Here is a 21,688-nt window from a genome sequence, read left to right as displayed (position 1 = left end):
TCCTCTTCCTTTATTCTATGAACAGAAAAGATGTGAAACGAATGACAAAAGATCACGACAATCCACGTTCTATAGCTTTTACATACAAACTAATTTTAAGCTTAATTGCATTCTTTCTTATTTTTATGGTGGCAATGGTATTAGGGGCTGCCGATACTTCAATAAAAGATGTATGGTTAGCGCTCACTTCCTCTGCTAAAGGGGACAAAATATCTATTATTCGAGAAATTCGTTTACCACGTGAAGTAGCTGCAATTTTTGTAGGAGCTGGACTTGCTGTTTCTGGAGCAATTATGCAAGGATTAACACGAAATCCGCTTGCAGATCCTGGATTACTAGGGCTATCTGGTGGAGCAAATGCTGCACTTGCACTGACACTTGCTTTCAACCCTTCCATCAGCTATCTTTACTTAACATTAGCTTGCTTTATCGGTGCTGCAATCGGTGCGATTATGGTATTTGGAATTGGTATGGTGAAAAAAGGCGGGCTGTCCCCTCTTCGAATTGTATTAGCCGGTGCTGCCGTTTCAGCATTTCTACTCGCAATTTCAGAAGGAGTCGGCATTTACTTTAAAATTTCACAAGAGGTATCACTTTGGACTGCTGGTGGCGTAATTGGAACAACTTGGGGCCAATTAAAAATTATTATTCCAGTCATTTCAATTAGTATCTTTATCGCTATCTTACTAGCAAAAAAATTGACAGTTCTTAGTTTCAGTGAAGAAGTTGCTATTGGACTAGGTCAAAAAATTATTGTTATTAAAACCATTCTATTTATCATTATTATATTACTTGCTGGTGCGTCTGTAGCTCTTGTCGGAAATATGGCATTTATCGGCTTAATGGTACCTCATATGGTACGTCCAATTGTCGGGCCAGACTACCGATTTGTTATACCAATGTCAGCAATTGCTGGAGCTTCCTTTATGCTACTTGCAGATACAATCGGACGTACTATTAACGCTCCATACGAAACACCAGTTGCAGCAATTGTCGCGATTGTAGGGCTACCATTCTTCCTATTCATTGTACGTAAAGGAGGAAAAACATTCTCATGATGCAATCTATTTTAAGAAAACAGCGTCTCATTATACTCACTTTACTTATAGTAATTATCACAACCATTGTAGTTGGAATGGGACTTGGTTCAGCATCTTTATCTTATGATCGACTACTCCCAACATTAATGGGGCAAGGGACTTTTAAAGAGGAGTTTGTTTTATACTCTTTAAGGCTACCTAGAATTGTCATTACATTATTAGCTGGTATGGCTCTCGCTTTATCAGGAGCTATTCTTCAAGGAATTACTCGAAATGATTTAGCTGAACCTGGTATTCTTGGTATTAACTCTGGGGCCGGTGTTGCTGTCGCTATTTTCTTTTTATACTTTCCAATAGATGTAGGTTCATTTCTTTACTTACTACCTGTTGTTGGATTTATCGGCGCATTTCTGACAGCTGTTCTAATTTACGTATTTTCTTATAGTAAATCAACTGGACTTCAGCCAATCCGACTAACATTAACTGGTATCGGTTTTGCATTTGCACTATCTGGAACGATGATTGTCCTTATTTCATCCGCGGATCGTATGAAAGTAGACTTTATTTCAAAATGGATTGCCGGAAATATTTGGGGAGATGACTGGATATTCGTTTTAGCAATGCTCCCATGGCTAATCGTATTAATTCCGTTTGTTTTCTATAAAGCAAATCGATTAAACATTTTAGCATTAAACGAACCAGTCGCAATCGGTGTTGGAATTGAAATTGAAAAAGAACGTAGGTACTTATTAGTTGCAGCTGTTGCACTTGCAGCTGCAGCTGTTTCCGTAACAGGAGGAATTAGCTTTATCGGATTAATGGCTCCTCATATCGCGAAATCTTTAGTAGGTCCAAGACATCAAATCTTCATGCCTATCGCCCTTTTAATCGGCGGATGGCTATTATTATTAGCAGATACAATTGGAAGAAATATCGTTGATCCTAATGGCATTCCAGCAGGTATTGTCGTTGCTTTAATTGGGGCTCCTTACTTTATGTATTTGTTGCTTAAAAAAGCTTAAAAAACACCCTCAAGATCTTTTCTTGAGGGTGTCTTTGTTTCATTCTACTGCTGCCCATATCCTTCAAACTTCTTCGCCAAATTCTCCATCTCATCTTCTGGCAATAGCTTTGGTTCCCCAATGCTTTTCGTTTGATAATAAATTTGAGCACAAAACTCAATCTCTTCTGCAACAGTAAATGCCATTTTTATATTATTTGCACCTGCAATTAAACCGTGGTTCGCAAGTAAAACAGCACGGCGATCAATCATGCCTTCAAAAGCAGCCTCTGCTAATTGCTTCGTACCAAATGTTTCATACGGTGCACAGCGCACATTCGGTCCTGCGAAAGCAATTAAATATGACACAGCCGGAAGCTCCCATCCTAATGACGCAATCGTCTTCGCGTAAGGAGAATGTGTATGCACAAGCGCATTTATATCTTCACGCTTCCTATAGTAAATAAGGTGCATATCTAATTCACTTGATGGTTTTCTCTCTCCTTCTATTACTTCACCATCTAAGTTTAATATAACTACATCTTCAGGCTTTGTTTCATAATACTCTAAACCACTTGGGCTAATCGCAACAAGACCTTGTTCACGATTAAAGATACTAATATTACCACCCGTCCCCTTTGTTAAACCACTAGAAATCATTTTCTTTCCATACGCTACAATTTCTTCTCTTTCTTTTTGTAATAACATATACATCCCCCTAAGTATGAAGCTTATGATGACTGACTTTTATATTTATCTACTTATTGAAATAGCTTTTTTAAATTCTCCGTAAACGGTGCCTTTACAATCCCTTTTTCTGTAATAATCGCTGTTACATTTTCATGTGGAGTAACATCAAATGCTGGATTATATACTTTACTTTCTTTCGGAGCAGAATATTGTCCGAAGCGATTAATCACTTCAGAAGCATCTCTTTCCTCGATGGGAATTTCTTTTCCTGTCGGTGTTTTCAAGTCGATTGTCGGCGTTGGCGCTGCTACATAAAACGGAATGTTGTAGTATTTCGCTAAAATAGATACGCCTAATGTTCCAATTTTATTTGCTATATCACCGTTCGCTGCCACACGGTCGCATCCAACAATTACAGCGTCAATCTTCCCTTGTGACATGACCATAGCTGCCATATTATCCGTAATGACAGTAACATCAATTCCCGCTCGCTGTAGTTCTAATGCCGTTAACGTTGACCCTTGTAATCTTGGACGTGTTTCATCCGAAAAGATTTTTAAGTCCCATCCTTTTTCTTTCGCTAAGTACATTGGAGCCGTCGCAGTACCATACTTAGTCGTCGCTAACGCACCAGCATTACAATGTGTTAATACTCCCATTCCATCATGGAATAATGTTAATGCATGTTCTCCAATTTGACGGTTTATTTCTTCATCTTCTCTATGAATTTCTTTTGCCTCTTCTAGTAATCTATCTTTCAACTGTGAGATTGATAAATGAATATTATCTGCCGCTACACTTTCCATTCTTTCAAGTGCCCAAAATAAATTTACTGCAGTCGGTCTTGATGTCGCCAAGTATGTACATACCTTTCTTACTTCATCCATAAATCCTTCTTCCGTACTTTCAGCAAATTCCTTTACCCCTAAATACACTCCATAAGCTGCTGAAACACCAATCGCTGGTGCACCTCGTACTTTCATTACTTGAATGGCATCCCACACACTTTCAGCTGTTTTAAATGATTCATAGACAATTTCATTCGGTAATAACGTTTGATCTAACAAAACTAAAGCATCATCTTTCCACTGAATTGGTATTAATTGCTCTTCCATCATATTCTCCCCTTACTCCGCGTAGTGCATTGACTGTTTTTTTAACGTTTCTACAAAACTTGTACCCGTTCTATATTGATTCGCTCGTAAAATAAAACTCTTCGCTACTTTAAGACAAATTCGCTCCGCTCTAGCACGTGCTTCCTCATTCTCAATACAAGTAATATCTTTTACTTTCGCTAATCCAACAATACGGCGGATTAATTCAAGACCTGTCACTGCAGCTGTATCCTCTAATACAGATTGTAAATATACTTCGTTAAAGCCTTCTTCCTTCGCCATAATCTCGGTCACATGAATATCCCAAGCATCTAAAAACTTCTTCTTAAATAAATCAATTACCTCTACCATCGTAGTTTGTAACCAATCCATATACGTATCTTTCTCAGCTCCAGGTGGCATCGTTGCATCTGCATTCACCCAAGCAAACATTAAATTCGCCATTACATTCCCGACGTCATATCCCATAGGTCCATAAAAAGCAAACTCAGGATCAATAACTTTTGTAGAATCATCTCTTACAAAAACAGAACCAGTATGTAAATCACCATGAAGCAATGCCTGTGCATTCGTCATAAAAGAAAATTTACGTTTCGCTACTTCCATACGAAGCTCTTTATCACTATAAATATGCTCCCTAATCCATCCCTCATTTAAAGGAAATAACTCATTACGCTTATTATGATTTGTAAATGGCTCTGAATATACGAGGTCCTCTGTAATCTCACATAATTCAAGATTTATATAATTCTTCACAAGTTCCTTCTTCTCTTTATGATTCATTACAACATCAGATGTTAATAAAAGTGTATTTACCATAAAAGTAGTTAAGTCGTCAGCAAGCCGCGGAAATATTTGATGATTTATAAGTGCTGTACGTAATATTGTGTGATCCGATAAATCTTCCATTACGCAACAGTTCATCACACTATCAAATAAATACACCTTAGGAACAAGTCCAGGTGCTAACTCATCCTCTAACTGCAAAACATCTGATTCTATGCGAATACGATTCGTCGACAACTTAAACTCATCTGAAATGCGAGCTGTATCCCCAGCTTGCTTTACGATGACAGAGATGTTCTCTTTTTCATCCCAAACGCGGAACACATAATTTAAATTGCCATCACCTATTTCTTTACACTTTAGCCCCTTTGCATGTTCAAACTTAGATAATTTCTCTTTCACATATGCAATCACATCTTTAGCTTCCATTAAAAAATACTTTGTGAACTTAGACATGGTTTCCCCTCCACACCAATTGTAAGCGTTTTCTAAAAGCTATAAAAAATAATAGGTTGAATTTTTTCATCCTATAAATATGTATTCTTCTTTTTGAAAGGTATATCTAGGTTTTATTATATCTCGTTAGCACTTTGAGTCAATATTTCTAACTATCAGCGTAATATACTTCCTAATTATATATTTGAGATGACAAAAATTGTTCAAAAAGATTTCGATTCATTTTATTTTATTTATCGCACAATTCTTTGTAAAATAGAAATAAGCAGTTCCTTTTCAAATACATAACTTCTAAGAAATATTTCCTTCCTAAGAATTTACACTTACACCATATCTCTAACATACACACTACTCTTTCAAACAATCATTGAAAATTTATAAACTTAAAGTTACCTTTCCATTCCCTGTTAGCCTTAATTGAGAATAAATATTAATTAAATCGGTATAAAGTTGGTTTATTCTCTTGACAAAATAACCACTTCTATATGATAATTAATATCGAATTAGAATTATTATAGTTAATTAAAAAATATATTTTATGAGCACACTATTTTTTGATGCTCAAAACCAACATTTAGGAGGAATTTTAATATGTTATTAATCGGCACAGAAGTAAAACCGTTTAAAGCTAATGCTTACCATAATGGAGAATTTATCCAAGTTACTGACGAAAGTTTAAAAGGAAAATGGAGTGTAGTTTGTTTCTACCCAGCTGACTTCACATTCGTTTGCCCAACTGAACTTGAAGACTTACAAAACCAATACGCAACTCTAAAAGACTTAGGCGTTGAAGTATACTCTGTATCTACAGACACTCACTTCACTCACAAAGCATGGCATGATAGCTCAGAAACTATCGGCAAAATCGAGTACATCATGATTGGTGACCCAACTCGCACAATCACTACAAACTTCAACGTTTTAATGGAAGAAGAAGGTCTTGCTGCTCGTGGTACATTCATCATCGATCCAGACGGCGTTATCCAATCTATGGAAATCAATGCTGACGGTATCGGCCGTGACGCAAGCATTCTTGTTAACAAAATTAAAGCTGCTCAATACGTACGTAACAACCCAGGTGAAGTTTGCCCAGCTAAATGGCAAGAGGGTTCTGCAACACTTAAACCAAGCCTTGACCTTGTAGGCAAAATCTAAGGAGTTCGATCAAAATGATACTAGATGCAGATATAAAAACACAACTATCCCAATACCTTCAATTAATGGAGAACGATATTTTACTTAAGGTAAGCGCAGGAGACGATAACGTATCTAAAGATATGTTAGCTCTAGTAGACGAATTAGCTACTATGTCATCTAAGATTACAGTAGAAAAAGTTGAATTAGAGAGAACACCAAGCTTTAGCGTAAACCGCCCTGGTGAAGACACTGGTGTCGTATTCGCTGGTATTCCATTAGGACACGAATTTACATCATTAGTGTTAGCTTTACTACAAGTAAGTGGACGCGCTCCAAAAGTTGAACAAAAATTAATCGATCAAATTAAAAACATTCAAGGCGAATATCATTTTGAATCTTATATCAGCCTAAGTTGTCATAACTGTCCTGATGTTGTACAAGCTCTTAACGTAATGAGCGTTCTTAACCCTGGTATTACACATACTATGATTGATGGCGCTGCATTCAAAGAGGAAGTAGAAAGCAAAGACATCATGGCAGTACCAACTGTTTACCTAAACGGCGAATCTTTCGGAAGCGGTCGTATGACACTTGAAGAAATTTTAGCTAAAATGGGTAACGGTCCAGATGCATCAGAGCTTTCTGATAAAGATCCATACGATGTTCTTGTTGTTGGTGGGGGCCCTGCTGGTGCAAGTGCAGCAATTTACGCAGCACGTAAAGGCATCCGCACTGGTATCGTTGCTGAGCGCTTCGGTGGTCAAGTAATGGATACTATGGGCATTGAGAACTTCATCAGCGTAAAAAAGACTGAAGGTCCTAAGCTAGTAGCAAGCCTTGAAGAACACGTAAAAGAATACGACATCGATGTAATGAATCTACAACGTGCGAAACGTTTAGAGAAAAAAGAACTTATTGAAGTGGAACTTGAAAACGGCGCTATTCTGAAAAGTAAGAGCGTAATCGTTTCTACAGGTGCTCGCTGGCGTAATGTTGGCGTACCAGGTGAAGCTGAGTTCAAAAATAAAGGTGTAGCATATTGCCCACACTGTGACGGTCCATTATTTACTGGAAAAGACGTAGCAGTTATCGGCGGAGGTAACTCTGGTATTGAAGCAGCTATCGACTTAGCAGGTATCGTTAAGCACGTAACTGTTCTTGAATTCATGCCAGAATTAAAAGCTGATGCTGTATTACAAGAGCGTCTTAACAGCTTACCAAACGTAACTGTTCTGAAAAACGTTCAAACGAAAGAAATCACTGGTACTGATAAAGTAAACGGTATTTCTTACATCGATCGTGAAACTGAAGAAGTTCATCACGTTGAATTACAAGGTGTATTCGTACAAATCGGTCTTGTGCCAAACACAGACTGGTTAGGCGAAACAGTTGAACGCGTTCGCGGTGAAATCGTAACAGACAAGCACGGCGCTACAAACGTACCAGGAGTGTTTGCTGCAGGTGACTGTACAAATAATCCGTACAAACAAATCATCATCTCTATGGGTTCAGGTGCAAACGCAGCTTTAGGTGCATTTGATTACTTAATCCGTAACTAATAAAAAACAGGTGCCTTGGCACCTGTTTTTTTATTACCCTAATGTATAAACTAAAAACCTCTCATTCCCATTCTTCTCATAAGCACCTGGCAATCTAACTTCTTTCTTCAGCTCAAACGCAGTCTGATTTTCTAAGAAGAAAATATAGTCCTCAGAAGGATAATATAAAATAATATCCACTTCTCTCCCCGTATTTTCTACTGAAAGCAAAATGTTATTTACTACATTCATAAACACTTGCACAGAAAACGGATTAAAGAAATAAAACCTATTATCATGTGGATCAATCTTATATTCCTGCGCTAAACAACATTGGAATTGAATTTTCCCCTTACTGTTTCTTGCCTTTCGTGCATAACGATCTCGATTATCAATCGCTTCTTTATAAAACTCTTCATTCATTTCAATTCCAACTGCTGAAGCCCCACATTTATGATGCATATAAAAGTTTAATCGCCCTTTTCCGCACCCAAAGTCTACAATTCGGTCGCTACTTCGTATTTCATATTGATTCAATAACTCATCTAACCCGCTATACGGCGTCGGTTCGTAGCGGTGATAATGCATAGACTTGTTAAACCCTTTTTGCTCACCGACTGTTTTTATATGTAAAACTGCATCGTAATATTGTTCGTTCATTCGTTTTCTCCTATTAAAAAATGGTACTTATTATTATACACCATGTACTGGAGGCTCATTTTTCATCAAATTAATAGGTACGTGAAATTATATTAACGATTTTCTTAATATATCTATCGTAACTTCAAATATATCAACGATTTTCTCAATATATCTATCATAACTTCAAATATATCAACGATTTTTCAAATATATCGATTTACCGACAATTCACGACAAAAAAACAGGAGCTCTTTAGCCCCTGTCTTCTAACACTTTCAATACAGTTTGTTTCAATATTTCTACCCCATCCATAATACAACTATGATCAAACCTCATATACGGATGGTGTAATCCAGGTTGTAGGTCTGCTCCTAGTCCAAGCATGACAGCTTTTAAATGTGGTCTTTTCACTGTATAGTAATGGAAATCATCGCTTCCTGTCGTATAGAGAGGCCCTGTGCATCTCTCTTCCCCATACACTTCGAGAATACCTTTACGCATAAAGCGCTCTGCTTCTTCGGAAACCTCTGCTCCTGGTGCAAGATCCATCCATTCGTATGAAGTTTTTGATCCCATCGATGCAGCTGATTCTATTACATGCTCAATCTTTTTCTTTAATTCTTCTAATAGTATATTACTCTCTGCTCTTACATCTAAACTGAAATGACCATTTCCCGGAATAATATTTAAATTATCACCACCAGCTTGGCATCTCGTCATTTTTACTGAATAAGAACTTTGCGGTGGCAGCCAAATATTTTTCAAACCGATATTAATCATGGAAATGACATCAATCGCATTCACACCTTGGTGTGGTCTTGCCCCGTGTGCATCCTCCCCATGAATCATACCCTCTAAAAATCCTGCTGCTCCATGGCGAATAGATGAGGCTGCTTGTTTCAAAGATAGTTCTTCAATTGGTCTTAGATGGACGCCAAATAAGAAATCGGCATCATCTACAGCACCTTTCTCCACCATCTTCAAAGCACCATTACCCTTCTCTTCTGCTGGCTGAAAAATAAATCTAACCGTACCACTTTTCCATCTCATATTTTTCAATTGTAAAATAAGTCCCATTACAATGGTCATATGAGCATCATGGCCACATGAATGGTTCGCTTTAAATTCTCCATTTACTTCTTGCCAAAGTGCATCCATATCAGCACGAATCGCAATAACTGGATTCCCGCCTCCAATCTCAGCAATTACACCTGGACAATCATCAAATGTTCTATATGAAATTCCTTCTTCTTTTAAAAAGTCAGTAATATACGTTGTCGTTTCATATTCTTTCCAACTTACTTCAGGGTTTTCGTGTAAATGCTGAAAAATCTCCGTTAAGCGCTCTTGTAGTTCTAATGTTTTCAACGTTCCAGTCTCCTTCCCACATTACAAACGATTCGGGTTAATTATACTTATGAAAAACAGATGTTTTTATGAACATATTGAATTTTAAGAAAAAAGTCAATTGTTTATTTTTAAATACTTAAAAACCTTACTCTGCACTTATATTACAAACTAAACAAACAACTAGAACATTCCTTATTTTCTGTTTTTTATGTTGACGCTTACATAAACTTTTAGTTATCATAACCTAATAAACGTCTATTTTACGACAATTCTAAAAATACAAACAAACATACGTAACAAGGAGGAACTTTATGAAAAAAGAAATACCTTTTGGAATAGCGATTATCCCTATTATCATTACCGTTGCAGTTATGATGGTTACAATTGTTGTATTAAAACAAACCCCTCACGTTCCACTTATTATCGGTACAACCGTTGCTTCTATTGTCGCTTGGCGTTACGGTTACAAATGGAATGATCTTGAAGAAGCAATGTATAAAGGGATTCGTCTTGCATTACCTGCTATCGTCATTATTATTCTTGTTGGCTTAACAATTGGTGCTTGGATTGGCGGTGGAATCGTCGCAACGATGATTTATTACGGTTTAAAACTTTTAACTCCATCACTATTTTTAGTTTCCATTACCGTCATTTGTTCTATCGTTGCATTAGCAATTGGTAGCTCTTGGTCTACAATGGGGACAATTGGTGTTGCTGGAATGGGAATTGGCCTAAGTATGGGAATCCCAGCTCCAATGGTTGCTGGTGCCATTATTTCAGGCTCTTATTTTGGCGATAAAATGTCACCGCTTTCAGATACAACTAACCTAGCCGCAGGATTAACAAATACAGATTTATTCGCACACATTCGTCATATGTTATTTACTACAGTTCCAGGTTTAATTATTACTCTTATCGTTTACGCGCTCTTAGGAAGAAGCTTCGGCGCTAACAATATTGATGCGAAGAGCATCGATCAAACGTTACAAGTATTGCAACAAAACTTTGTTATCTCACCTTTCCTACTCATTATACCCGTAGTCGTTATGGTATTGGTCGCAAAAAAAGTTCCTGCTATACCAGCGATTCTCGTCGGTATTATTTTAGGATTTTTATCACAAGTCTTTATTCAAGGTGGTTCTGTCTCAGCATCTGTCGGTGCACTCCAAGCTGGATTTGTTATAGACACTGGAAACAAGCTAGTAGACGAACTATTTAACCGCGGTGGCTTAGATTCGATGATGAATACAGTCTCTATGACAATTGTCGCTATGACTTTCGGAGGAGTATTAGAACATACAGGTATTCTTCGCTCAATTGTAAATCAAATTTTAAAGTTAGCGAAATCAGCAAAAGGGCTTATCGCTTCTACTATCGCATCTTGTTTTGCAACAAACCTTACTTGCTCTGAACAATATATTTCAATTGTTGTCCCTTCAAGAATGTACGCAAATGCATACACAGAAAAAGGACTACATTCAAAAAACTTATCCAGAGCATTAGAAGATGGCGGAACATTAACTTCTGTCTTCGTTCCTTGGAATACGTGCGGTGTATTTATTCTCGCTACACTTGGCGTAGGTGCATTTGAATATGCCCCTTATGCTATTTTGAATTTCATCGTACCTATTATCTCAATCATTTATGGTATAACAGGCTTCACAATTGTAAAACTATCAGACATTGAAAAAGCAGAACTACTAAAGAAACAAAAAGCTCAACTAGAAGCTTAAAAATAGCGGTAAATTCAGTTCATATAGTGCGCGAGGTCGCCCTTGTTGATAGGGCATTTCCTCGCCGCAAATATGAGCATACCCGTAATCAACTAATTTCTTTAACAACCTTTCTGTCGATCTTCGAGTCACTTGTAAGTACTCAGAAAGATCAGCTGCTGTAAACTTCAATGACGGATGCGATTGACTAAATTGAATGATTTTTGACAAGTTGGCCGGACTAAGCTTCGTTTCCTTCGCTATTTTCATTAGTTCCGGATTATCATTTTTCAAACTTTGTACTCTCTGTTCTTTCGGGAACGGACCAAACAAATCTTTATCACTTGTTAGTATATAAAAACAACGATCTATTGGATTATTCTTTGCAAAACTTTGAGCAATTTTTGCATTTTGCTCCGCCTCTTTCACGGTTTTCCCATAACCAAATCCAATAGCTATCGTTCCTTCTACGCTCGCAAACAAGTTATCTATCGCATTTGTTTTAATAATTGATTCGATATCACCACGAGTTGTATACAAAATGCATGTCATTTCATCCACTTGTTTAAATGAACCACGTAGTTCTTTTGAAATGACATCTAGTTTTTCAAGCAAACTCGCTCGTAATTCTAAGGAAGAAATAATACAAGCACCAACAGTAGCTGAATAGCTTTTTGCTAACTCAGCTTTTATTTTTGCATCTTTTAGACCATGTATAATGGATTGTGTTGGATCAATCATGCGCTCTGAAGGAACACCTATTTTTTGAAGCTCGTCGTAAACAGCGTGAATACTAGTTAAAGCTAAATGAGCTTCTCCAGATTGATATTTAGCTACATGAAAATCGATAACTCTATTTATCTCATCTTTACTCCACAGCATATTTTCATAATCCAACACTTGCGGGCTTTCTTTTATACCAATATCATGGAACACATTTGTAATAAACGAGCGGTCTACTAAATCGATGGAAATGTTATGTGGTTGAATACTTTGATGATACATGATAGAAAGAATTGAAGATGCGACAGTTGTCTCGTCTTGCTGTAAGTATGTACTTGGAATTCGTAATTGTTCTCTTATTTCTTTTGCCATATAATAAGGTAAAGCACCTGAGAAAAAGATGACATCACAAGGCTTTAGACACTTTAATAATTCAGAAGATTCCGCCGGATGAAGGTAAATATATGGATCAATTTCTATTCCTTCTAATTTTTGAGCAATAGGAAAAAGGTTCTCCATAAACTCCTTTGAACCGACAACTGCAATTTTTATCATCATTTTCTCTAACTCCTTATCATTAATTAACGACTATTTAACGTCAACTATATCAAATGTACAAAACTATTGTAAACAGGAAGGGGTTTCTATTCAATGAAAATTACAGCTATTCATCTTTACGCAATTCGTTTACCGCTTCGCAATCCGTTTGTTATTAGTTATGGCTCTTATTCTGATATGCCCTCTATTATCGTCAAAATGGAAACAGATGAAGGTATTATCGGTTACGGTGAAGGCGTTGCTGATGATCACGTCACAGGTGAATCATGGGAAAGTACTTTCCATACTTTAAAACATACGCTAACCCCTGCTCTAATCGGGAAAAATCCAATGAATATCGAAAAAATACACGACATGATGGACAATACAATTTACGGTGTTCCAACAGCGAAAGCTGCAATTGATATTGCTTGTTTTGATATAATGGGCAAAAAACTAAATCAACCTGTATATCAATTAATTGGCGGGCGCTATCATGAAGAATTCCCTGTCACTCACGTTTTAAGTATTGCCGATCCTGAAGATATGGCTGAAGAAGCTGCTTCTATGATTCAAAAAGGTTACCAATCTTTCAAAATGAAAGTTGGTACGAATGTAAAAGAAGATGTGAAACGTATTGAAGCTGTACGAGAACGTGTAGGAAATGACATCGCTATTCGCGTTGATGTAAACCAAGGCTGGAAAAATAGCGCAAACACATTAACAGCACTGCGGTCATTAGGACATTTAAACATTGACTGGATTGAACAACCTGTTATCGCGGACGATATTGATGCCATGGCTCATATTCGTTCTAAGACAGACCTCCCGCTTATGATTGATGAAGGACTAAAAAGTTCTCGTGAAATGCGCCAAATTATTAAATTAGAAGCTGCTGATAAAGTGAATATAAAACTCATGAAATGCGGTGGCATACATCCAGCTGTAAAGCTCGCTCATCAAGCTGAAATGGCCGGCATTGAATGCCAAGTGGGATCAATGGTCGAATCATCTGTTGCCTCTTCCGCAGGATTCCATGTCGCTTTCTCAAAGAAAATCATTACGAGCGTAGAGCTAACAGGACCATTAAAATTCACGAAAGACATTGGAAACTTACATTACGATGTACCATTCATTCGCTTAAACGAAAAGCCCGGACTCGGCATTGAAATAAACGAAGATACACTACAAGAACTAACCGTCTTTCAAGACGTTGTACGCTAAAGGAGGACTATCATATGACGGTTCTATACGAAGGAACATTAAAACAAAATAACGAATCATTTCACGTTACATTACTATCACTAGAGCACATCGAACAAATTTTATCACTACAAAACATCGTAGTTGAAGCACTAGAAGATAAAAGTCGTTTACAACCACTCTCACAAGAAGAATTTCAATACATTCTAGAAGGAAACGGCATGATGATCGGTGCTTTTATCGAAAACGAACTCATCGCATTTCGCGCTCTACTCGTCCCTCCTATCGACGATGAACATTTAGGGCTTGATATTGGTTTGCCAGAAAGTGAACTACACCGCGTCATCTATCAAGAAATCTCAAACGTTCATCCGAACTGCCGAGGAAATGGTATGCAAAAAATATTAGCAAAAGTCATTATGGAAGAATTGCAAAAAGAAGACAGCAAATATGATTATGTATGCTGCACCGTTGCTCCTTTTAACATTCCAAGTTTGAAGGATAAATTTGCGCAAGGGATGGAGATTGCTGCGCTGAAAGAGAAGTATGGTGGTAGTCTGCGGTATGTTTTTGTGAAGAAATTGCGTGAAGACAAGAAAAGAGATTGGACGGATGTTCAAAGTATTCTAATGAGTGATGCTAGTGGACAGCAGGCTTTGCTTTCGGAAGGGTATCGTGGGTATGAGATGGGGAAAGTTGATGAAGATTTTGTTGTGAAGTTTGGACGATAATCTATATACTCGAAAAGAGGAGATGTCTGCTGTGACATCTCCTTTTACTTTCTCTTCATTGAACATATCGATTGCAACTCCAAATATATCGGCGGTTTTCGAAATATATCGGCGCAACTCCAAATATATCAGCGATTTTCGAAATATATCGGCGCAACTTCAAATATATCAGCGATTTTCGAAATATATCGACTTACCGACAAAGATTGACAATAATTGCAACCTATACAAAGCGCAACATTAAACCGTCATCTTCCAACTAGATAAAGCTAACCAGTTCTCCATTTCCTTATAATCGGGCATGATTTTCCCGACAAGACGCCAAAACGATCGATCATGATTTAAATGAACCATATGACACATTTCATGAACAACTACATAGTCAATTACTCGCTGTGGTGCCATTGCTAGCTTCCAATTGAATGTTAGTTGTAAATTCGAATCGCAAGTACCCCAAGTACGACTACTATCTGTAATACGAATAGAACGTGGTTTTGTTTTGAAATTACTTTGATGCGCTTTAATACTCTTCTCTACTAAAGATTTACACTGCTTATAGTAAAATCGTTTTAAAGCTTGTTGTATTTTCTCATCCTTAAGCTCTTTCACATAAATATGTAACTTATCCCCTTTAAATACTGCGTTGTCTTGCTCAATGCTTGCATCTTGGGAAATCTGTATCGGATACGTATTCCCTAAATACAAAAAGCCTTCTCCTTGATCATAATCCTTTTCCTGTGGTCCATGCGCTCGCTCCTGCATTTCTTTACGTGTTGTCTGAATCCACCCCCACTTCTCTTCTAGCAACTGGACTAAGTATTCAACAGGTGTCCCTTTCGGAGCCTGTATTTCTACATTTCCATACGAATCTACAAAAAGACGCACGGACTTTTTCTTCTTATAAGTTATATGAAAATTAATTGTCTCACCTAAATATGTATGTACCATTTCATCACCTAGCATAGTATTTTTACAAATAAAAAAGAGTAGGATACGAACGTCCTACTCTACCTATTATATCATTTACTGCTTTAACGAACTCATTATCCTCTATACTTTACACCTAATCCCTTAATGAAATTCCTTGCGTATCTATCGCCGCACTCTTTGTAATTTTTATGACCTTTTTTTCTTAATAGAGCGCCTAACTCTCCTTTTGTTACCGTAACGCCCACGCTATCTAATATATCAAGTACATCCTCACTCGTTAAAGATAGTGCGATTTTCATTTTCTTTAGAAGAAGGTTATTGGCACTCTCCTTGCTCTGTACAGGTGCAGGCTGCCCTGATTTCGGATCTTGCTTTCCTCTTTTTAAAGTAATAAATCCATTTAAAAATGCCTCTAACATCATCATATCGCATGTTTTTACGTACTCATCTTCAGCTACCTCATCATTTTCAGCTTCGTGCTGAGGAGCTCTCTTTATTTTTGTAAGCATATCAACTACGTCTTCTTTCGTTACTTCCATCCCGCCAAGTTTAAAGATTTCTACCATATCTATATCTTTTATATCTAAAGCGTATCGTACTCTTTTTAATATATCGTTGTTGCTCATTGCCATTGGGTTTCCTCCTGAAATGTTGATTATTTATTCAGCGGTTAAAGTTTATGCTATAACCTGCTTTAAATTATCATGTTTAATCTAGCCTTTTAGTTATTGTCCACTAAATTAATACTTTAACATTTTAAAGATATGTTTTATAGTCTTACCCGAACTTTTCTCTATCATTGTATCTACAGAGCTCTTACATGTTTTTTATATGCCTATAAAAAGATTTCTCTCTTAACATTAACTAAAAGAAAAAAACAGTGTTTTGATTTCTCAAATACACTGTTCTTTTCCAGCTCTGCACTTATTTTCAACTCACTCATGTCATGCACTACATATGAAATGATTTAAGTGCTTAAAAGTTAAACCGTCTCACTATCCTGAGCCTCACCAACACTATCCTCAAACTTATCCAACAAAGCACGTACTTCATCAGTCGACTTCGTGCTCATCAATTGATTTCTCAATTCAGCAGCTCCTGGGAAGCCTTTTACATAAATTTTAAAGAAGCGATGAAGTCCTGTGATTGAGCGTGGCAGTACTTCTGCATATTGATCTTGTAAATCAAGTTGTAGTCTTAAAAGATCTAGATGTTCTTTACTGCTATGTTCCCTTGGCTCTTTTTCAAACGCAAATGGATTTTTGAAGATGCCTCGTCCGATCATTACGCCATCAATGCCGTATTTTTCAGCAAGTTCCAGTCCCATTTTACGATCAAGGATGTCTCCATTGATTGTTATTAACGTATTTGGTGCGATACGGTCACGTAATTTTTTAATTTCCGGAATTAGTTCCCAATGCGCATCTACTTGGCTCATTTCTTCTCTTGTGCGTAAATGAATAGAAAGGTTTGCAATATCTTGTTTGAAAATGTGCGTTAACCAATCTTCCCACTCGCTTAACTCTTTAAAGCCAAGTCTTGTTTTTACGCTGACAGGTAGTCCGCCCGCTTTTGCTGCTTGAATAAGTTCTGCTGCAACGTCTGGACGTAGAATAAGGCCACTACCTTTCCCTCTTGATGCTACATTCGGTACTGGGCAACCCATATTAATATCGATGCCTTTAAATCCTAGTTCTGCCATACCGATACTCATTTGACGGAAGTATTCGGGATTGTCTCCCCAAATATGTGCTACCATCGGCTGTTCGTCTTCTGTAAAAATTAAACGGCCACGTACACTTTTCATACCTTCTGGATGACAATAGCTATCCGAGTTTGTAAACTCTGTGAAGAATACGTCTGGACGACCAGCTTCACTTACTACGTGACGGAAAACAACGTCTGTCACATCTTCCATTGGTGCAAGTACGAAAAATGGTCGTGGTAATTCACGCCAAAAATTATCTATCATTTCAAATTCAAATCCTCTCACTATGAATACAATTTCAAAATCTAAATTTATAATTTGTGAAAATCAGCAATATTTATTTTAACTAAAATCGCTTATGAATGGTATTTTTGTAAACCAAAAAGCAGGTGGTATAGATTTTTTCTATATCAACTGCTTTCCTATTATACTAACTTAAGCCAAGCCACACACTCCACATGAGTCGTATGCGGGAACATATCAACAGGTTGTACTTCCTGTGTTTTATATCCGCCTTCTTCTAGTACTTTTAAATCACGTGCTAATGTTGCTGGGTTACATGATACGTATACGACGCGTTTTGGCTTCATGTCGATGATTGTATTTAGTAATGCTTCGTCACAGCCTTTACGCGGTGGGTCTACGACCATTGTGTCAGCAATTACGCCTTCTTTGTACCATTTTGGAATGACTACTTCTGCCTCTCCTACGCCAAATTCAGCGTTTGTCATGTTGTTTAGTGCTGCATTTCGGTTTGCGTCTTCAATTGCTTCTGGGACGATTTCAACGCCGTACACTTTTTTCGCTTTTTGCGCTAGGAATAACGAGATTGATCCGATTCCGCAATAGGCATCAATTACTGTTTCGTTACCGTTTAATTTTGCGTATTCTAACGTTTTATCGTATAGCACTTTCGTTTGTTCTGGGTTTACTTGATAGAATGAACGTGCTGAAATCGCAAATTTAATGTCACCGATAAAGTCATAAATATATTCTGATCCGTACAGTACTGTCGTTTTATCTCCGAAGATTACATTCGTACGCTTCGTATTTACGTTTTGAACGATTGATTTTACTTCTGGGAATTTCGCTGCAATTTCTTCAATGATTGCGTTTTTGTTCGGCAATTCTGCTGTACGTGTAATGAAGACAAGCATAATTTCCCCTGTTACTTGTCCGTAACGAGCCATTACGTGACGAAGTGTTCCTTTGTTACGCTCTTCGTTGTACGCAGTGATACCGTGCTTTTCACAAATACGTTTTACTTCTTGAATTAATGTATCGTTTTCTTCTGCCTGAATTAAGCATGATTCCATATTAATGATGTCATGCGTTCCTTGGCGATAGAAACCAGCTACAAGTCCGCCTTCACGTTCTCCGATTGGTACTTGTGCTTTATTGCGATATACCCACGGATTTTCCATGCCAAGTACAGGATGAACAGGAACATCACCTAGTCCTCCGATACGTTGCATAACGTCACGTACTTGTTTTTCTTTCGCTTGTAATTGTCCTTCATAAGTTAAGTGCTGAAGCTGACAACCGCCGCACTGATTATATACTGGACATTCAGCATCTTTACGATATGGACTTTCTGTATGAAGCTTCATTAAACGACCAAATGCGAAGTTTTTCTTCACTTTAATAATTTTAATTTGCGCTTCTTCACCTGGTAATCCGTTTTTAACGAAAATAGGATAGCCCTTTACTTTCGCAACACCGGCACCATCATGTGTTAAATCTTCAAATACTACATCTATAAACTCGTTTTTCTCAACTGGTGGCGTCATTTTAGTACTCATTTTCCGACCTCTCTTTTTCATAACACTGCGTTACATTTTATCATACTTATATGGTCTTTTTCTATTGGAAGAAAAAAAGCTATTGACGATAGTTCTCTGTTAATGTTACGCTACTACTAATTTAATACGGACGATGTTACCTCATATATACTTGATAATATGGATCGAGAGTTTCTACCCGGCAACCTTAAATTGCTGGACTATGGGGAAAACTAATGAATATTAGCCTATGCGCAAAAAAGGACTCATATTGATTAGCTTTCTCTCATAGATGAAAGTGAATCCATATGGGTCTTTTTTTATTTTTATTTTTCTAAAAGGTCAGACATCTTACGTATGACATAAAACCTCATTCCTTTATTTTTAGTAATATAACGAGCGTTTTATGTACAAACTTTATACGAACTTCTGAAAGGGGCAACTACATGCAATATGTAATGAGCATTATCGGTATTTTTGCCGTGTTAGGTTTATGTTTTGCTTTGTCAAACAACAAAAGTAAAATCAACTTCCGTGCAATTGCAATTATGATTGGTTTCCAAATTTTAATCGGTTGGTTTATGTTTGCTACAAAGATTGGTCAACAAATCATTATTTTCATTAGTAAGGTTTTCAACAAACTAATTAAACTTGGTACGACAGGTGTCGATTTTCTCTTTAATGGAATTCAAAGAGATTTTGTCTTTTTCTTAAACGTATTATTAATTATCGTATTTTTCTCAGCACTACTTTCAATCTTTAGTTATTTAGGTGTTTTACCATTCATCGTTCGCGTTGTCGGCGGTGCAATTTCAAAAATTACTGGTTTACCACGCGTTGAGTCATTCCATGCAGTAAACTCTGTATTCTTCGGTTCAAGTGAAGCGTTAATCGTTATTAAAAACGATTTACAGCATTTCAATAAAAACCGTATGTTTATCATTTGTTGTTCTGCGATGAGCTCCGTTTCTGCTTCTGTTACAGCATCATACGTAATGATGTTAGATGCAAAATACGTACTAGCAGCTCTTCCGCTAAATTTATTCTCAAGCTTAATCGTTTGTTCGTTATTAACACCAGTTGATACGAAGAAAGAAGATGAAGTGATTCAAAAATTTGATAGAACTCTATTCGGGGACAGCTTTATCGGTGCAATGATTAACGGTGCGCTTGATGGTTTAAAAGTAGCTGGTATCGTTGCCGCATTAATGATCGCCTTTATCGGTGTGATGGAAGTTGTAAACTACGTAATTAGTGCAGCTTCAGGCGCAATGGGACATGCCATTACTTTACAACAAATCTTCGGTTACGTACTTTCTCCATTCGCATTCTTAATGGGTATTCCAACTCAAGATATTATCCCAGCTGGTGGTATTATGGGTACGAAGATTGTTTTAAATGAGTTTGTAGCAATCCTTGATTTAAAAGACACAGCTACAACATTAGCTCCACGTACAGTTGGAATCGTTACAGTATTCTTAATTAGCTTCGCAAGTATTAGCCAAATTGGTGCAATCGTTGGTACAATCCGTGCCCTTTCTGAAAAACAAGGAAGCGTTGTTTCTAAATTTGGTTGGAAAATGCTATTTGCATCAACACTTGCTTCTATTTTATCTGCGACAATCGCTGGATTGTTTATTTAATAAAAAATCACCTTACTTTAACGAATAAGGTGATTTTTTTGATTCTTTATGAAACCGATTGAAATTCAACTGCTTCTTCTGTATTGATAATCCTATCTTTATATATACCTTTTATTGAAATGTAAATGATAGATTTGTTTATGTTTTTTAACTTTCCTAATGAAAAATGATAAAGCAATCCATTACTTTTTAAAGTCCACATCTTCCCACTCCATGGACCAGTAGCTTTTTGTTCATCCGACGCCTTGATTTCACCTTCATATTCGCATTCTCCCAAAGGAGTTTTAATTGTATTCTTCTCTGTATCAATTCGAATATTTTTAATTAGATTCAAATTTTCATCAGAGAGAATTTGAATTTCATGATCTTTCTTTTTAAAAAAGAGTTTTCCGTCTTTGGTATTTATATATTCTGCATTATCCATTTTATCTATCATAAAATCATATTCTTCTTTTGTAATACCTAAGTTTTGATGATAAGGAAACGTTTTTTTCGGTATAATTTCTTCTTCGGCATACTTCAAATACCAATCTAAATTATTTGTAATACTATCGCTCATTTTATTTCCGATTTTCTCTAATTTCTCTTTTATCTCATAAGGAAATTCAAGTGTCATAATATCCGCCGTCACTTCCGCATTCATAAGATGCGATGGAATATACTCTTCCACGCTATTCGCTTTACTCACTTCACTTTGACAACCAACTATAAATAGCGATATGAAAAAGATATATATTATTTTTTTATATTTCATTTCTATTCTCCACTCCATACATTATTCTTACTTAGTTTTATAGCGGTTTTCATTATAGTATAAAATCTTTATATTTTAATAAAAATACATATCCTTATGCAAAATTGCATATTAATATGTATTCTTCTTACTTTAAAATTAGCTTAAATAACTTTCCAAATTATACAAATAACAAGTTTAAAATGTTATAATTTTCAAAAAAAAAAAAAAAA

Annotated in this window: 19 protein-coding genes and 1 riboswitch; of the genes, 8 read left to right on the top strand and 11 right to left on the bottom strand. The window is 36.7% G+C overall.

The features are described from left to right. Positions 1-17: 17 nt before the first annotated feature. A complete protein-coding gene (locus tag N2V80_RS02000; protein WP_061655980.1) occupies positions 18-1,058 on the top strand; it encodes a FecCD family ABC transporter permease in 1,041 nt (346 codons plus the stop codon). Then, entirely contained in the window at positions 1,055-2,062 is a 1,008-nt protein-coding gene (locus tag N2V80_RS01995) for a FecCD family ABC transporter permease (RefSeq protein WP_000983759.1), read from the top strand. Before N2V80_RS02000 ends, N2V80_RS01995 begins: the two co-directional genes overlap by 4 nt. Positions 2,063-2,106: 44 nt before the next feature. On the opposite strand, the gene N2V80_RS01990 is transcribed toward N2V80_RS01995, so the two are convergent. The 3 genes from N2V80_RS01990 to mtnK are packed head-to-tail and all read right to left on the bottom strand — an operon-like array spanning position 2,107 to position 5,087. Next, positions 2,107-2,748, bottom strand: coding sequence for an L-fuculose-phosphate aldolase (locus N2V80_RS01990; RefSeq protein ID WP_061655979.1), 642 nt, complete (start codon positions 2,746-2,748; stop codon positions 2,107-2,109). Between the two features lie 53 nt (positions 2,749-2,801). Then, positions 2,802-3,848 (bottom strand): S-methyl-5-thioribose-1-phosphate isomerase, encoded by a 1,047-nt coding sequence (gene mtnA / locus N2V80_RS01985; protein ID WP_033693771.1) that lies wholly within the window; start codon positions 3,846-3,848, stop codon positions 2,802-2,804. Positions 3,849-3,857: 9 nt separating this feature from the next. Further along, complete coding sequence (gene mtnK, locus N2V80_RS01980; protein ID WP_061655978.1) at positions 3,858-5,087, bottom strand: S-methyl-5-thioribose kinase; 1,230 nt, start codon at positions 5,085-5,087, stop codon at positions 3,858-3,860. A gap of 591 nt (positions 5,088-5,678) precedes the next feature. Between mtnK and ahpC the strand changes: the two genes are divergently transcribed. Both ahpC and ahpF read left to right on the top strand, forming a co-directional pair. Continuing rightward, complete coding sequence (ahpC, locus tag N2V80_RS01975; RefSeq protein ID WP_000924420.1) at positions 5,679-6,242, top strand: alkyl hydroperoxide reductase subunit C; 564 nt, start codon at positions 5,679-5,681, stop codon at positions 6,240-6,242. Positions 6,243-6,256: 14 nt separating this feature from the next. After that, positions 6,257-7,783: an alkyl hydroperoxide reductase subunit F gene (gene ahpF, locus N2V80_RS01970; RefSeq protein ID WP_000599501.1), complete on the top strand. Its 1,527-nt coding sequence runs from the start codon at positions 6,257-6,259 to the stop codon at positions 7,781-7,783. A 33-nt stretch (positions 7,784-7,816) separates the two neighbouring features. Here ahpF and N2V80_RS01965 read toward each other — a convergent pair whose 3' ends face one another. Next, positions 7,817-8,422, bottom strand: a complete 606-nt coding sequence (locus tag N2V80_RS01965) for an SAM-dependent methyltransferase (protein ID WP_001005619.1) — start codon at positions 8,420-8,422, stop codon at positions 7,817-7,819. Between the two features lie 234 nt (positions 8,423-8,656). Continuing rightward, positions 8,657-9,772 (bottom strand): M20 peptidase aminoacylase family protein, encoded by a 1,116-nt coding sequence (locus N2V80_RS01960; RefSeq protein WP_000853545.1) that lies wholly within the window; start codon positions 9,770-9,772, stop codon positions 8,657-8,659. A gap of 293 nt (positions 9,773-10,065) precedes the next feature. Here N2V80_RS01960 and nhaC point away from each other — a divergent pair, with 293 nt between their 5' ends. Then, positions 10,066-11,487, top strand: coding sequence for a Na+/H+ antiporter NhaC (nhaC, locus tag N2V80_RS01955; protein WP_000711520.1), 1,422 nt, complete (start codon positions 10,066-10,068; stop codon positions 11,485-11,487). On the opposite strand, the gene N2V80_RS01950 is transcribed toward nhaC, so the two are convergent. Further along, positions 11,476-12,747 carry a hypothetical protein gene (locus N2V80_RS01950; protein WP_000972806.1) on the bottom strand — a complete coding sequence of 424 codons (1,272 nt, stop codon included), beginning with the start codon at positions 12,745-12,747 and terminating at the stop codon, positions 11,476-11,478. The two genes, nhaC and N2V80_RS01950, sit on opposite strands and share 12 nt — an antisense overlap. Before the next feature lie 93 nt (positions 12,748-12,840). Here N2V80_RS01950 and N2V80_RS01945 point away from each other — a divergent pair, with 93 nt between their 5' ends. Next, the gene (locus N2V80_RS01945) at positions 12,841-13,950 is read left to right on the top strand and encodes a mandelate racemase/muconate lactonizing enzyme family protein (protein WP_000704490.1); all 1,110 of its coding nucleotides are present in this window, start codon (positions 12,841-12,843) and stop codon (positions 13,948-13,950) included. Between the two features lie 14 nt (positions 13,951-13,964). Continuing rightward, positions 13,965-14,660 carry a hypothetical protein gene (locus tag N2V80_RS01940; RefSeq protein WP_061655977.1) on the top strand — a complete coding sequence of 232 codons (696 nt, stop codon included), beginning with the start codon at positions 13,965-13,967 and terminating at the stop codon, positions 14,658-14,660. Positions 14,661-14,900: 240 nt separating this feature from the next. Here the strand turns inward: N2V80_RS01940 and N2V80_RS01935 are convergent, their stop codons facing one another. The 4 genes from N2V80_RS01935 to rlmD all read right to left on the bottom strand — a co-directional run bounded on the left by N2V80_RS01935 (position 14,901) and on the right by rlmD (position 19,100). Next, positions 14,901-15,608, bottom strand: a complete 708-nt coding sequence (locus N2V80_RS01935; RefSeq protein WP_000233735.1) for a M48 family metallopeptidase — start codon at positions 15,606-15,608, stop codon at positions 14,901-14,903. A 95-nt stretch (positions 15,609-15,703) separates the two neighbouring features. Continuing rightward, positions 15,704-16,222 (bottom strand): YehS family protein, encoded by a 519-nt coding sequence (locus N2V80_RS01930; RefSeq protein WP_061655976.1) that lies wholly within the window; start codon positions 16,220-16,222, stop codon positions 15,704-15,706. 350 nt (positions 16,223-16,572) lie between these two features. After that, on the bottom strand, positions 16,573-17,562 hold the full coding sequence (locus N2V80_RS01925) for a tRNA dihydrouridine synthase (protein WP_000566706.1): 990 nt from the start codon (positions 17,560-17,562) through the stop codon (positions 16,573-16,575). A 161-nt stretch (positions 17,563-17,723) separates the two neighbouring features. After that, positions 17,724-19,100: a 23S rRNA (uracil(1939)-C(5))-methyltransferase RlmD gene (gene rlmD, locus N2V80_RS01920; RefSeq protein ID WP_003311736.1), complete on the bottom strand. Its 1,377-nt coding sequence runs from the start codon at positions 19,098-19,100 to the stop codon at positions 17,724-17,726. Between the two features lie 121 nt (positions 19,101-19,221). Beyond that, positions 19,222-19,323: riboswitch (purine riboswitch) on the top strand. A gap of 202 nt (positions 19,324-19,525) precedes the next feature. Between rlmD and N2V80_RS01915 the strand changes: the two genes are divergently transcribed. Further along, complete coding sequence (locus tag N2V80_RS01915) at positions 19,526-20,722, top strand: NupC/NupG family nucleoside CNT transporter (RefSeq protein ID WP_001200483.1); 1,197 nt, start codon at positions 19,526-19,528, stop codon at positions 20,720-20,722. 46 nt (positions 20,723-20,768) lie between these two features. Here the strand turns inward: N2V80_RS01915 and N2V80_RS01910 are convergent, their stop codons facing one another. After that, on the bottom strand, positions 20,769-21,476 hold the full coding sequence (locus N2V80_RS01910; RefSeq protein ID WP_000875596.1) for a hypothetical protein: 708 nt from the start codon (positions 21,474-21,476) through the stop codon (positions 20,769-20,771). Between the last annotated feature and the right edge of the window lie 212 nt (positions 21,477-21,688).

Origin of the sequence: Bacillus sp. FSL W8-0640 (assembly GCF_038007725.1) — a bacterium.
In the GTDB taxonomy this organism is placed as follows: Bacteria; Bacillota; Bacilli; order Bacillales; family Bacillaceae_G; genus Bacillus_A; species Bacillus_A cereus.
The sequence above is the reverse complement of the archived record's forward strand: the minus strand, read 5'-3'. Positions and strand labels throughout refer to the sequence as shown.